11 protein-coding genes are annotated in these 14,799 nt (G+C 49.6%); 10 read left to right on the forward strand and 1 reads right to left on the reverse strand.

Going from position 1 to position 14,799, the window contains the following annotated elements; genetic code table 11:
- The first annotated feature begins 133 nt into the window (after positions 1-133).
- A complete protein-coding gene (locus tag ACEPST_RS07725) occupies positions 134-1,066 on the forward strand; it encodes a BspA family leucine-rich repeat surface protein (RefSeq protein ID WP_395390635.1) in 933 nt (310 codons plus the stop codon).
- Here the strand turns inward: ACEPST_RS07725 and ACEPST_RS07730 are convergent.
- A complete protein-coding gene (locus ACEPST_RS07730) occupies positions 1,032-1,961 on the reverse strand; it encodes an IS30-like element ISLpl1 family transposase (RefSeq protein ID WP_015473476.1) in 930 nt (309 codons plus the stop codon). The two genes, ACEPST_RS07725 and ACEPST_RS07730, sit on opposite strands and share 35 nt — an antisense overlap.
- Positions 1,962-1,987: 26 nt before the next feature.
- On the opposite strand from ACEPST_RS07730, the gene ACEPST_RS07735 reads away from it, so the two are divergent.
- The 9 genes from ACEPST_RS07735 (at position 1,988) to ACEPST_RS07775 (ending at position 14,482) form a co-directional block, all read left to right on the forward strand.
- Entirely contained in the window at positions 1,988-3,508 is a 1,521-nt protein-coding gene (locus ACEPST_RS07735) for a DUF5776 domain-containing protein (RefSeq protein WP_395390636.1), read from the forward strand.
- Between the two features lie 192 nt (positions 3,509-3,700).
- Positions 3,701-4,261, forward strand: a complete 561-nt coding sequence (locus ACEPST_RS07740; RefSeq protein ID WP_204121256.1) for a hypothetical protein — start codon at positions 3,701-3,703, stop codon at positions 4,259-4,261.
- Between the two features lie 29 nt (positions 4,262-4,290).
- Positions 4,291-4,854 carry a hypothetical protein gene (locus ACEPST_RS07745; RefSeq protein WP_204121255.1) on the forward strand — a complete coding sequence of 188 codons (564 nt, stop codon included), beginning with the start codon at positions 4,291-4,293 and terminating at the stop codon, positions 4,852-4,854.
- A 98-nt stretch (positions 4,855-4,952) separates the two neighbouring features.
- Positions 4,953-6,023 (forward strand): CAP domain-containing protein, encoded by a 1,071-nt coding sequence (locus ACEPST_RS07750; RefSeq protein WP_204121254.1) that lies wholly within the window; start codon positions 4,953-4,955, stop codon positions 6,021-6,023.
- Positions 6,023-6,787 (forward strand): CAP domain-containing protein, encoded by a 765-nt coding sequence (locus ACEPST_RS07755; protein WP_204121253.1) that lies wholly within the window; start codon positions 6,023-6,025, stop codon positions 6,785-6,787. The genes ACEPST_RS07750 and ACEPST_RS07755 overlap by 1 nt, the downstream gene beginning before the upstream one ends.
- A 128-nt stretch (positions 6,788-6,915) precedes the next feature.
- The gene (locus tag ACEPST_RS07760; protein ID WP_204121252.1) at positions 6,916-7,839 is read left to right on the forward strand and encodes a hypothetical protein; all 924 of its coding nucleotides are present in this window, start codon (positions 6,916-6,918) and stop codon (positions 7,837-7,839) included.
- A gap of 649 nt (positions 7,840-8,488) precedes the next feature.
- On the forward strand, positions 8,489-8,923 hold the full coding sequence (locus ACEPST_RS07765) for a hypothetical protein (RefSeq protein ID WP_203643586.1): 435 nt from the start codon (positions 8,489-8,491) through the stop codon (positions 8,921-8,923).
- A gap of 80 nt (positions 8,924-9,003) precedes the next feature.
- Positions 9,004-13,842, forward strand: a complete 4,839-nt coding sequence (locus ACEPST_RS07770) for a lectin-like domain-containing protein (protein ID WP_395390637.1) — start codon at positions 9,004-9,006, stop codon at positions 13,840-13,842.
- Between the two features lie 175 nt (positions 13,843-14,017).
- Positions 14,018-14,482: a VOC family protein gene (locus ACEPST_RS07775; protein ID WP_395390638.1), complete on the forward strand. Its 465-nt coding sequence runs from the start codon at positions 14,018-14,020 to the stop codon at positions 14,480-14,482.
- Positions 14,483-14,799: the final 317 nt, after the last annotated feature.

Raw genomic sequence — 14,799 nt, forward strand, 5'->3', positions numbered from 1 at the left:
GATTGCCAACTAAAAAGCGGTTAAAACGAAAGTCCTGATTTTCAGCCATTGTGAGCTGAATTAAGTGGTGGGGCTATGCTACAATCAACACCAGAAATGATTGTTGGAATCTTGCTAGGTTGGGGGAGTCGGGATGGAGAAGAAACGAATTGTCACGTTGTTTGCTGGATTAGCTATTGGAGCTAGTTTGGGATTAGTTTGGTTGCCGGGTGGATCATTGGTTACGCCGTCGGTGACTGTTCAGGCTGAGCCGCTACCAACGAAGAATTATAGTGGAACGATGGGAACCAACTGTCAATGGCGGTTGACCAGTGACGATACGGGCCAACATCTGGTTATTGATGGCGGGGACGGGGGAATCTTACCGGATCAAAACTCGGTTTCTGGAGCTAATTATAATGAGGGCGTTATTGTTCAGACACTGTCTAAGGGCCTGCCAGAAAACTTCTGGCTCCAGCTCCAACTGCAGTCAATCGAACTAAAAGGCAAACTTAAAGCACCCCAAGATGCTAGTTTCCTTTTCAGTGGGCTGGGCAAGAACGGCACGTTTACGGGGCTGACCAACCTTGATACGCATGAAACAACGAATATGACGGGGATGTTTAGTAGTGTGCGTGTCCATCAGCTAGACTTGTCTAGCTTAGATACGGGGAATGTGACGAACATGGCCGAAATGTTTCAGTTGTCTGGTCTGACACGCTTAGATTTGTCTAGCCTTGATACAGGACAGGTCACTACTATGAACCATATGTTTGCTGGAACGTCAGTTAAGACCCTTGATCTCAGTCACTTTGATACAGGGAATGTGACGGACATGGCCGGAATGTTTCGGTCGTCTGGGCTAACGCACTTAGATTTGTCGTATCTTAATACGGACAACGTGACACTGATGCCCGACATGTTTAACCAAATGACGGCATTGAAGGAGTTGAAAATTGGCTTTAACACAGCCAAGGTCACTGATATGGCGAGAATGTTTAATGGTGACAACCAGTTGACAAATTTAGTAATTAATAAGGTAGATTGCAAATTTAATCCGAATTTTTGGACAAATTTGTCAGCATAACCTGATACGGTGTTTGCCAGTCGAGTATTTTTAGCGGTCGCTGGTTAATTTGGAGTAACGTCGTCGTTAAATCTTGAGCACTAATGTGCTCAAAACGAGTCCCTTTAGGATAAAAATAACGTAAATTCCGATTAAAGCGTTCATTACTACCACGTTCAGCTGGCGTATAAGCATGGCAGTAATAGGTCTTAATACCATATTGTGATTCAAGTGATACTAGCCCACTAAACTCAGTGCCACGGTCCACAGTAAAGCTGTGCACCGGACCATTAAAAGTGGTTAGGAACTTAGTTAGTGCTTCATTAACAGTCGCTGTCGTCCGATCTTTTAACCGGTATGCCCAAAGGAACCGTGATTTTCGATCGATTAAAGTTAATAAAACTGCCTTACTATGCCCACGAGGACCAACGACTGTATCTAGTTCAAAATCGCCGATGCGATTACGTTGATTAATCATCATGGGACGCTGTTCAATTGATCGCCCCAAAGATTGATTATATTTGGATCGTTGGTCAACGTTACGCCGTTGGCGTACGCCATGTTCAGGTAGATCATTCAAGGAGAAATCAATTCTCCCCTGATTTAGCCAATTATAAATAGATTTAGTAGCTAGTTTAAATTCGTGAGCAATCATTCCTGGTGACCAGCTTAGACGTAAATGGTTGAGAATTTTTTGCTTTAACTCATCGCTCAGCTTAGTTTTCCGACCACATCGTGATCGCTTGTATTCGGCATCTGTTTGTGCTAATTCAGCCTGATAAGGTTGACATCGAGATAATTCATAAGAAATTGTTGACGGTGATCGGTTCAGCCGAACGCCCATTTGGATATTGGACAGCCCTAGTTCACAAAAGGTTTCGATTTTAATTCGTTCGGAATAGGTTATACTAGACAAAAGATCAGCTCCTAAAAGATGGGTTTGTGGTAAACACCATTTTAAAGGAAGCTGATCTTTTTTGTCCGAACAGCGTTCGGATTAATTTTACAATCTACCATAAGAGCAAATTTAAAACCAGCAACGTTGGTAATATGGCAGACATGTTTAATGGCGATAGCGAGCTACGTTACGTGGATGTGTCCGGTTTTGACACACACCAGGTTCATTTTATGCAGAGAATGTTTGCTGGGATGACGAATCTACAATCTCTAGATTTGAAAAGTTTCAAGACCAAAGAGGTGCAGGACTTTAGTCTGATGTTCAATAAAGACACTAGCCTGAAACGCCTTGATTTAGCGAACTTTGAGACCGACTCGGTCCTCTCAGATCCCACCGATAAGGAGGACGGGCTCAATGGATTAATAGGCATGTTTGAAGGCGACAGCGAGTTGACCAGTTTAGACATTTCTAAATTTAAAATAACGTTGGATTCTAAGGCAGGCAAATATACTTACACACAAGATATGTTTAAGGATAACGATGCCCTTCGTAGACTGATTCTGGGTCCCCAGATGCAGTTCTATGCGGAGAATACTTTATCAGCTGTGGGCCTCTTGGGGCATGCGGAGCAAAATCCGCAACTGTCACCCGTACCAATAACAGCCACGTCCACGGGAAAGTGGCAGGCCGTGGGCGCCGGGACCGAAGCGGATCCGCTGGGTGCCAGATATACCAGTGACGGTCTGATTGCGGCCTACACGGGCAATCACCGTCCGGCTGGCAGACAGGTCTACGTTTGGGAACCGGTTAATCGGCCCGTCATACCACCGGTTCAGCCGCCATTGCCGCCCGTTCAACCGGCCCCGGAACCCACGCCAGGAGCGGACGTTTTTGTTGGCAGTAGTCTCACGGTCATTCGCAAACTCGGTCTCTACCGGCAACCGACCTTCACATCCCGGCAGCGCCTGACCTGGTATAAACGGCAACCGCGAGGCCGGCAACCCCAGCTGGTGGTTATCGGTCAACGGCTGTCCCGGCATGGGCGACCGCGGTATCGGGTCCGCGATGTCAATCATCAGTCGCCAACGTACCGGCTGACGGGCTATGTGACCACCCAGCCGGCTTACGTTCAGCCAACCTACTATTTACCGCGGCAGAGTGCCCGGGTCATCACGGTCATCAATCCGCGTGGGGTCAATCAGTATCGCCACGCGACTCTAACGGGCAAGGTCCGCCACGTCCGGCAGGGCCAACACCTCCGAGTCAAACGGCTGGTTCGCCATCATCTGACGACCCGGTTTTACCTGACGAACGGCCAGTACGTGACGGCCAACCGTCAACTGGTTCAGACGGGGCGGCAGAGCTATCCTCAGCACATCCGGACGAAACGGGCGATTGTTCTGTACCGGGACGTCAACTGTCGACAGCGTAAGCGCCGCGTGCCAGCCGGACAGCGGTTAGTCGTGCGTGGCTGGGACTTCTCGGATCACGGGACCCGGCGTTATCGCGTGGCTGGCGGGTTTGTCACGGCCAATCCGCGCTTTGTTCAACGCATTTTCAGTTAAATCAGGTATCACGAAGCGTTCTCGACACCACGCCGGGAACGTTTTTTGATTATTTCTGTTCGATAACGGGCAAACGACAAATTGTGACACCGGCGATTGCTATACTTAAATTTGTTAGTTACATAAACATTTATCGTACCTAATAGATGTGCGAAATACGCTAACGGATTTGAAATTAAGGAGGAACACACGATGCGAATGACTCATATTTTTAGCGCGCTGATGGTCGCAACCACGATCGGCGCCACGGCGGCGATTACCAGTCCCACCACGGTTCAAGCCCAAGCGGCGAAGACCAGTCTGGCTGCGTTTCCGAAGAGTATCCGGGGAACCTGGTACCACTACGAGGAAAACAATGGCTATTACTATAAAACGGTGACCATCGGGGCCAAGAAGATGACGGTGAAGAACTACTTCGATGCCTTTGGTAAGCAGAAGGCCAAATGGACCGGGACGCTACATACGACTAAGGACCAAGAAAACTTTAGAGCAGGTTGGAGCAATAAGAAGCTTCACTGGACCAGCGCTAAGAGCGTTAAAGACGGCTATACCAAGGTTGTCGCTTACGGCATGTTTGCGACCAATGGGGGCGGAACTTACAAGGTGATTCACAAGACCTATAAGGGCAAATCCGTTAAAGTCCTGTACAACAAGGCCGTCGTGAAAAACTGGGGTAAACAGCTGGGGGACCACTATTACCAAACCAAGGCCCAAGCCAAATTCTTCAATCCAGTTGGTGCGCTACACAAATAAGCGATTCGGAAATAAGGAGGAACACGACAATGAAATTTACCAACATGATGGGCGCACTCTTGGCGTCAGTTAGTTTTGGCGCGGTCTTGGCCGTTGCCAACCCCACAGTTGATGCGCAAGCCAGTGCCAAGATGAGTCTGGCTAGCGCGCCGAAGAAGTTCCAGGGAACTTGGTACTATTACCAGAATGGTCATTACAATCGGTATACGATTGCGGCTAAGAAAACTTCGTACCGGAATTTTAAGGGGAAGAAGTGGGATACGGGAACCAACTATATCAAATCTGGTAACCTAAATAAGAATATGACGAACATCAAAAAGGGACAGCTCGATACCCTGCTGTATATGAGCAAGGGGTGGCTGCTTGATGAAAACTGGGGAAACCACACCAAGGCCTCTGCAATGGGGACGCCCGGCACGGAAGGCTACAAGATTGTCAGCCGTCATTATAAAGGCAAGACCATCAAATCACTGTATACGAATGCGATGTGGAATGTCGGCAACGGTGAAGTCCACCTGCAACACTACTACAAGACCAAGGGCCAAGCGAAAGCCTTCAACCCAACCGGGGCAAGCGAAGACTTCACTGATTAAGTAGACAGCTAGCTGAAAAAACAATCGAATTCTCAACGGTCAGTAGCCGGCGGATTTGATTGTCTTTTTCGGTTCACAAAAGCAAAGGAGCAACTCACATGGCAAAATGGCAACGAATTCTCGCCGTCAGTGCGGTAACGGTCTTTATGGCCGGTGGCGTCGCGGCGGTCCAACCTACGCAAACCACTGCTCAGGCCGCAATGACCAAGGCTCAGAAGAAAGCTAAAGCTAAGAAGGCAAAGGCCAAAAAGCTGCGGCAAGAGAAGAAGCATTTCACGGCCAGTCAATGGTCACAAATCACCAAGTACCGGAAGCATGCCAAGAAGATTGGTACGAGCACCAAGGGGATGTACGCCCAGAAGCCGAGCGTGAAGAAGCACTTCCGGCCCGGCAAGCTGAGTAAGAGCTACATCAACCGCACCGTGAACTGGGTCAACTTCTATCGCAGCATGTTTGGCCTGAACAAGGTCACGGCGGACAGTGCCTGGAACACCTCGGCCCAAATGGGTGCGGCCACCTTGGCTGCGGCAGATAAGGGTCTATCTCACGGCCTGGTTGGGTTCAAACGGCCGGCAGTCGTGTCCAAGCAAGACTGGCAGGCTGGTGCTGATGCCACGAACCAAAGTAATTTATTTGAGGGCGTATCCTCACCCTACGATGTGGTGACTGGATATCTCAGCGATGACGGTGACTTGAGCGGTTTGGAACCTGGTCATCGGATGTGGATCCTGGGTGGCATTGACAAAATTGGCGTGGGTCAAGCCAACGGCTACAATGATCTGCGGGTCTATAGCGACAGCCATTACAATGATCACGCGGCCGTGAAGACCGTGGCCTATCCCCGAGCTGGTTTGATGCCGTACGCGCTGGTAGGTCAGGGGGCGCCGTGGTCCGTGTCCTTTGCCGATGAGTATTCTGGCGATGGCGATACCTCGCTGACCGTTCATGTTTACGACAAGACGTCTAAGAAAAAGGTTCCCGTCTCTCACATCTCGATGACTCCCGGTGGTTACGGCCATTTTGGCACCAACGTCTACTTCTTACCCAAGAAGAGCCTGATTAAGGTGAACCATGCCTACACCGTTAAGATTTCGGGTATCGAGGATCAACCCGATATTTCTTACCAAACGCGGTTGTTCGATTTGAAAGTGAATGGAGCGTTCTACTAATGAAAAAATTAATGCAAGGGTTACTCGTTGTTTTCGGCATGAGCTTAGTCGGTGTGGGGTTGACCCAAGCGCCGACCGCCCAGGCCGCCAAGGTAGGCAAAGTTTCTAAGGTCACGAAGGCCCCGTACCACGCGACCAAGGGAACGATTTACACGTCCACAAAGCTGAATAAGGTCCAGGGGAAGGCGAAGAGTTACCTGCACGTCACCCTGTACGTGACCAAGCACGCGACGTTGAAGCAAAATGGCAAGAAGAAAGTCTTCTACTACGTGAACACCAAGCAGGTTAAGGGCTGGATGTGGCGCGGTTATTTGAAGAACGGCAAGGCAATCCCCTCTGTTGCGTCAATGAATCCGGCAATGGCCCGAGAATTTGTGAAGCAAACCAACCAGTATCGGACGGCTAAGGGGATGCAGCCGGTGACCTTGGACCCGGCAATCATGGCGGTGCTTAAGGACCACCAGAGCTGGTTGAAAAAGTCTGGTGCCGGTTATGAAACGGACTGGCAGGCTTATGGTAAAGTTGCTGGGAAGTGGGGCCTACCAACGGATATTAGTCTGGTGACTTACGCGGAAACTAAGTCTAAGTGGGACTTGAAGAACAGTCAGAACTTAGCCCAGTTCGGCATCGACACGGCCATGATCGTGGGTAATCAGCAACCAGATTACGCGAACGCGGACATTTTACAGCCAGATGTTAGTCGGGTAGGGGCCTTTTGGTTTGCATCTAAAGCCGGCGCCTATGTCGTCTACATGGTGGTTTAGCGTGAATCTGAAAGATGACTAGTCTCTAAGGAGAAATTCTGAGAGGTCGGTCATCTTTTTAATTTGTTCTAGGCCGTGCGTTAACCAATTACGAATGGTAAAATTAGGTTCGTCTAGGAGGAGATTTCATGAACAAAAGAATGTTAGGATTATGTATCGCACTGGTCAGTCTGGGTGGCGGCCTGAGCATCAGTCAACCTGCTTCGGCCAACCAGCAGTATTCGGCGGCTCGGTCACGTTCCGTTCGGTTGATGTGGCGGCGGAGCATGCGCCAGCACAGCTACACGGCAACCACCGGCGCCCGTTACTCGAAGCATCTGGGGCTGCGTTACAGCAATAATGACGTGACGCCGACTGTGGTGTGGACGACGGATGCGCACGAAAAGCTGTACAACAAGCGTAAGGGGACCACGCCAATTTACTATCACGTCAAATCGGCCGATGGCACGCTGAGTGGGTGGATCTGGCGCGGCTATTTGAAAGCAGCCACGACTGCGACGACGCCAGCAACGACCAAAACCACGACGACGCAACCGACCGCAAAGCCAGCAACCAGCACGGATGACCAACTGGCCCAGACGATTGCCAAGAGCCTGGTCGGGGGTGTGAAACCAGATGCCGCAACCATGGCGCAGGCCAAGCAGGTCGCTGCGCAGGTGGCGGGGCCAACCTACCATTTTTCTAGAGCAACGAGTATTACGCCAGGCTTTTGGAATGGCCCGCTGACTAGCTGGCTGGGGTCGTCTGACAATGACCAATTTAGCAAGCTCTTGGCAGCCAATAATCTGACCTATGGCTTCGGGTATGACAAGACCCTCAGTACGGTGGTCGTTGGGAGCAAGGATGACGTGCTGAACGGCTTGGCATGGGAGACCTGGGTCGAGGATAATATGTTTGACGGCTCCGGAACCGATGGTGTGACGGAACAAAACTTCTACGTTCCCGCCAAGGTGGGGGTCGGCGTCAAACGGCTGGCCAATGGGGACTACGCGATGTTTAGTATCGTGCGGGTTCCGGCGTACTATGGCCAAATTGCGTTGTATGATGAATGAGTGATCACCACTTAAATTAGAGTTCAGGATAGGACGTGCTTGCAGTTTGCAGGCACGTCCTTTTAGGTTGTCCTGAGCAACCTAAGGGCCAAAATTTAAGCGACACCGACCGTCAGAGCTTCGACAGGTCATTAGCCGTATATACAGTGAATCGGACACTAAATGCATAAAGTTCATGTTACAGATAATATAAGGCGTGATAATAGCGATATATTAAGTGTAAACGCCTTGAATGTTTGTCGGGGCGCAACTATACTGTGAGTGCCATCGGGACCCAGTTAACGGTCCTGGCGAGCTTGGTGGCCGAGTTGCCGGGCGCGTGTTAGTCACGAATCGGGGGATGCAGATGACTGGTGGCATAAGGGTTAAACGAATAAACTCGGCGGATTAACGGACAAAGCATGACGAATTTGTTCGAGATTTCTAGGATTCAGGACACTGACCGCCGGATTTTTCGGCTATTTTTCAGTAAAAACTTATTTACAGACAGTGTTACTGATTAACAGCAACAATCTCGAATTAATCGGGCGATATACCCTGAATGGGGTTGGAAACGTTTACAGCCACACCTGGTAAGTCAGCATTTAGAGATGATTGACTCAAAACTTACATAAGTACCAAAAATTAAACTGTTGGGAGGAGGGATTCGATGCTTACCTATCAAGCGGCTTACGCCAAAACGGTGACCAATATTACCGATCGCGTGGTTGACCTACGCAAGACCCTGTTGACGCTGCCTCGTCAGCAACAGCCAGGCACACGCCACTGGTCCTGGATCTTGGCCCCCACGTGGTCAGCGACGTCATCTGAGCAAAATCAAGACGGGGAACTCTACGTTGACCTGCAGGTACATCTGGACTATTTGGTCGATTTACTCTTGTTCATCGAACGTGATCAGCTCAGCGGACTGTCCGGCGAGATGACCAGTTACTTTGAAAAGCACGACCTGTACTGGTGGCAAAGCGCCCTGAGCCTTGTGGGCAATCCACCGTATTTAGCACCGGAAATAATCGCACACGACTATTATGTTTTAGCTAATCAAGCACAAAAGCGGCACGCGTTGCCGATTCCAGGGGAAATTTAAGCGTGAGCGTTAATTAAAAAGAGAACCTAGTCCGTCGTTGGCTGGAACGACCGCTACCAGGCGAAAAGGAGATCTGGGTCTTGAGACAAAAAATTGCGAATCAAACGGTGAAGAAGCATTTAATTCTGTACAAAGGGCACACTGGGTGGCGGGTGAAGACCCGGCTACTGGGTGGCCTCGTCATCACCTTTTCTGCACTGACCTTAGCTGAGGGAACTGGCATTGTCGACGGTCATGCGGCGACGGATTCAAATGGTGCGGTTGAATCGCCAACACCAGCAACGAACCAAAACAAGGAACAGGTATTGCGGTCAACACCAACACCAACACCAACACCAACACCAACACCAGCTGCTAAAGAATCACCCACCCCCGCAGCGACAGTACTACAGGCTAATTCTGATACGCCGGCGCCAGAGGCAGTTTCGGTGCAGCAGCCGACTGAAATACAGCAGCCGCAAGTAGAGAGCGAGTCTCTTGCGGAAGATACAGCGGCTACTGCAGCGAACACCAAATATCCTGTGCTTAATGTTGATCCAGACAAGCAAGTTAACATAGGAGCAGACACGACACAGGTTGATTTGTCTGGCGCTCAAATTGCACAACACTTCACAGCGACAGTGGAAAATCGTGATGAAAACGACAACGATTCTGACCAGAAAGATAATACACACCAACAAACGATTGATTCAAAAGGTAATATTTCTTTGACGACGATCAATCCTCACAAAAATTTCAGCTCGCCCGGGAATAGTACGAATGTCACGGGACATCAGGTTGCTCACGTTTCATTTGAGCATGAAATCGATTTTAGCCATAACTTTTCGATGAGTGGGGATTTAGGAGCTGGGAGTAAGGAGACTGGTGGTGCTGATAGTGTTGGGTTTGTTTTTGCACCTGGAGATCCATCCGCAGCGACTAAAGGTGGCTCTGGTGGGCAGTTAGGCCTAGGTGGCTTAGACAATGCCTTTGGTTTTGTGTTTGATGAATACTACAATGGTAACTTTAACGATCCCAGTCGTAGCCCTTACGTCGGTTGGCGGACGACTGATGGTTCTGGTAATTTGCAGTCGGTATCGTCGAGTCAGGATTGGAAAGCAGCTAGTCAGATAGATTTGGATCACGCGGCAACAGCGACCAATGATTTTACCATGAACTACGATGCCACAACTAAGACCTTGACGGTGGTATTGAAAGGCTATAGCTTCCAAAAGACAATCAGCGATACCAGTACCGGATACTCTATTTCAGTTTCAGCCTCCACCGGTGGTTCAAGTAATGACTATTCGGCCAGAATTGAGAGCTTCAGTTATACGCCTAAGACGATTCCGCTGACGATTAATCTAGTTGACAACGCAGAAGGTGGGGCCTTACTGAATAAAACTCAGGCAAATGTTGTCGCTAACATTGGGGACACGATTTCGGTCTTCTCCACACAAGCTGCAGCTGATCGGGCTGTGGCGGAAGGCATAGTTACCAATCCTGCTTTGGTGGCACTATTACCTACGGACTCTTCTGGCAATGTTTATGTGATTGACAAGGCCCCTGTTGACGGTAATGAGGGGACGGCTAAGTCGTTTGGGGATACTAAGCTGGCTGATTCAACCTACTACACCTACACCGTCACGGATAAAGACAATCAGAGTATGACGGTGCCAGTTCGCTTGGCATTTACGGCTATAGTTACGCCAATAGATTCGAGCACCCAAAAGGCAATTCCTGGATTAGACCCTGTCTCAGTGGTCGCGGTGGCGGGGGAACCCGTTTTGGTTCAGATTGCTGGTTATACGCCGACTAGCGTCATCCTGGCAGCGCCAACTGATGGACAGAAGACAGCTAATGATAATTTATTAATTGATCAAACGACCATTGCAACAGATACGCAAACGACACAGACTACGGCGAATGCCTTGGGTCACTACTACAGCGCCAGTGGACAAACGGTGGACGGTAAGACGGTTACGGGTGCCGCAACTGTCGGCACAGGTCAGAACATTGCCACCGGGTTAACGAACGGCCAGAACACAGCCTCGGATACTTCAGCAACTGCGATTGGCAAGGACAATTACTATTGGTCCAACGTTGGGAATGCGGCGGCAACTGACTCCACTACTGAAGGTCAGCGCCAGGCGACGCAAAGCGTTTTGGTGCCAACGAAGGTGACGCTCGATGCTTACAACCAACAAGCTGTGACTTACCAAGATCAGGCCGAGACGTATAAAAAGCAGGCACAGGATCTTTTTGACAAGTTTATTGCCATCGGCGGGTTGACCGCAGAGCAAAAGAAATCAGCACAAGATTCATTAGACGCTTTAATTGCGACTTATACGCAAGCCTCAGAAAAGAACCAGGCAGCGCAACAGGCATTTGCCGATGCGGAAAACTCGACGGACGATGCAACGATTTACTCTAAGGGACAATTGGGCTATGCAAATTTGCAGGCCGTAAAAAACCTATTAGTTCAATTTTCAACGGATTTAACGACATTGAAAGCAAGTGATGATAAAACCGCAAGTAGTTTGGCCACGTTAAGCTCGCAGACCATTGAGTTTGGTGGGACGATTGGGCCTGTGACGGCTGATTTAGGCGAGGGGTTTGGCAGCCAGTACGGTAGTCAAACCATTAAGATGCCCGATGGAACGATTATTTTTGTTAATCAAGACGATTCGACTGACCAGACAGCCAATCCAACAGCCGTGGGCAAGTATTTTATTAACTTAACGGAGGCTGGTCGGACGTATCTCAAAAATCTGGATCCGAGTCAAACGAACGCGAATATCGGGTTGTTTCTTTCTGGGGCTTTGACGATTAAGGCTAAGGAAACGCAAGCCACACTCAAAGATGTATCGGTTACTTATGGCGACACACCGGTAGTTCAAGGCAACTTCGGACAGGGTGGTGTGGATCAAGCACTAGAAACTGGGGATTATGAAATCCTTGATAGTGATTACAATGATGTCACCGGTCAAAGACTACAAGTCGGTCAAAAATACACGATTCAATATACAGCTACTAAACAGGCGAGTTTGGAAAAGAGTACAACAAATTACGTCTATGCCTCTACGGATTCATCAAAACCATCATTTGGTACCGCTAAACTCAAGGTAGTGCCAAAAGATATCACGGTGACGGCTCAAAACATCGGGATTACCTATGGTGATAGTAATCCGGAACTGGGATTGACTACTGATGCTCAAGGTGAGTTACTCCAAGGAGACTCTTTAGAGGATCTGCATGTGACTTTAACTCGTAACGGAGGAGATGAGGCGGGAACCTATCAGATTACTGGTACACAGGACCCGTCCGTAACCTCAAACTACTACGTAGTCACTGTGAATCCAGGTACTTTTAACATCGCTAAAAAGCGGGTCACGGTCGTGGTGAATCCACAGACCAAGGTGTTTGGCGATGAGAAGGATCCTGATTTAACTTTTACAGTAGCAAATGACTCCGATGAAACTATTTCTGTGCCGGACTTAGGTGTAACGCTTGCTCGTGACGCAGGAGAGAATGTGGGTAGCTATGCCATTGGTCTTGACCCCAATGCCAAGACTAATTCAAACTACGACGTGACTGTGAAAACAAGCAAGCTAACCATTACCCCCGCCAAGGCGACAATCACCGTGAAGCCAACGACCAGTACGTATGGGGATATTCCTGTTTTGACGGGGATCTCGAATGTTACAGAGCAAGGTCCAATTACCACTGACGCCTTTGAATTTGTAAACGCTGACGGAATCGGGGTTGCACCAGCTGATTTGCAGGCCGGAGAATACACGCTTCAATTAACGCCAAAAGCACTGAAGGATCTTAATCCTAACTACACGTTCTCATTGGTTAACGACAAGTTCACGGTCAAGCCTCGGCAAATTACGGTTCAAGTGACAAATCAGGTAAAAGCTGCTGGTGACGATGATCCAGCCAATACGGTGACCTTGACAAGCGGTAGCCTTAAAGAGGGAGATGCATTGACGACTGAGGGGCTGAAACTCAAGTATAGCCGGTCGGAGAACGAGGCAGTTGGGACTTATTCAATTGATGCCAAGGCGGCAAACCCAAACTACGATGTGACAGTACTCCCAGGAACACTGACTATCTTAGGGGTGACGGTTGATAAGCAAGGGAATAAGACCACGACACAAAAGGACGTAGATGGTAACGTAACTCAGATCACGAAACAGTGGGCTGACAAGAGTGCCACGGTCTACAGTTTTGATCCGAAGACCCGGCAAGTGACTATTAGTGAACAGGTCAAGGGGCGGCCGGACAAGACCCAAACGTCGGCCTTGCCCGTAAAGCAAGTGGTCTTCCAAGATGGCAACGATACCTTTACGGAAGTCGACGTGACGGACCCCAATAATCCGCACATCACACACTATCGCGTGAATCCATCAAGCGCCAGCGACCAGCCAACAAAGTTGCAAACGCCAGTTACTACGGATGGTAATACCGTTGATCTAGCAAAATTGGTTGGCGATAATCCATTGTTGACGGACATGCCCCGTGCTGTGGCCCGTAATGGTAAGAAAATAGTTGGTCATGTATCACTTGCGCCAGTGATTAAATCAGTTCGTCCCGGTCGTACGAGCCGGGCTAAGCAGTTGGCAACGGAACAGCGGCGCCTGCACTTAACAAAAGCGAGATCTGACGTGCATGCTCAGAACCTTGCAGTAACCAGACAAGCTGGTCAGTTACGCCAGCAACAGGTCCATTTTGACCAGCTGGCAGACCAGGGATTGCTCCGAGGACCATCGACATTGACGGACACACAACTGGGTAAGCAGGAGAGAACTCAGAAGGCGGGGCAAACCAGCTTGCCACAGACGAGTGAGTCACAGGTCAATGGCTGGCAACTTTTAGGCCTCACACTATTAGGGTGGTTATGCCTGCCGTTTCGGCGTAAGCATCCAATGGAATAACTAGTCAATAAGCATGAATAGAACGGGTCTAATCCTTAGTAAGCGTCGTATTGCTGAGGGTGGGGCCTGTTTTGTTCTGTTGAGTGCCACTCTCAACCGCCAAGCGCTCTCACTTGAACCCACCCCAAAAATCCAGTACGCTTAACGAAAAATAAGCTTTCCAGGAGGGTTTCCCATGAAGCAAATCGTTCCGAGCTTGTGGTTCGCTGACAACAACTGTGACGAGGCCGTGCATGATTACCTCAGTGTCTTTCCCAATTCGACGCTGGACGAGATGACTTACTATCCCGATGCTGACCTCGATTCACATTTCACCGACATGCAGGGAAAAATCTTAAACGCGTCCTTTCATTTGAATGGGCAAAAGTTTTTGGCGCTCGATGGTGGGCCGAGCTTTCGCATCAACGAGGCGATTTCGTTTACGATTGAATGCGCTGATCAGGCCGAAATTGATTATTACTGGCAAAAACTGTCCCACGTGCCCGAAGCCGAACAGTGTGGCTGGGTCAAGGACCGTTTCGGTGTCTCCTGGCAAATCGTTCCGGCAAACATTGGGGAGCTGACCCAGACGCCGGCGCAGGTGCAGGCGTTGATGCAGATGAAGAAGATTGAAATTGCGGTGCTCGAGGCCGCTAAATAGAAGATGTGTCCGCGGTTCAGTCCTGGTACAATGGGATTGAACCGTTTTTTAGTGAGGGCCTGGCCGTCCTAAACCGGATGGTCGCCTATCGGGGCGGCCTCTCAGCCGCGACGGACTTAATCGAGGCCTGGCGTCAGGCCTATCCGCGGCGCCCGGCCATGCTAGACGAACTCCGTCGGTTTGACGGGTCACCGTCCTAACGACCGACTAGCCAATCCGGTGGTCAGCCTGCTTACATGTGGGACGACCACGTACGGCTAAAAGGTCCAACTGGCTTCACTAGGTGAGTCAGCTATTTTGGCCTATACTGGTTCTAT

The organism is Levilactobacillus sp. FUA 3915 (genome assembly GCF_044053135.1).
In the GTDB taxonomy this organism is placed as follows: domain Bacteria; phylum Bacillota; class Bacilli; order Lactobacillales; family Lactobacillaceae; genus Levilactobacillus; species Levilactobacillus lanxiensis.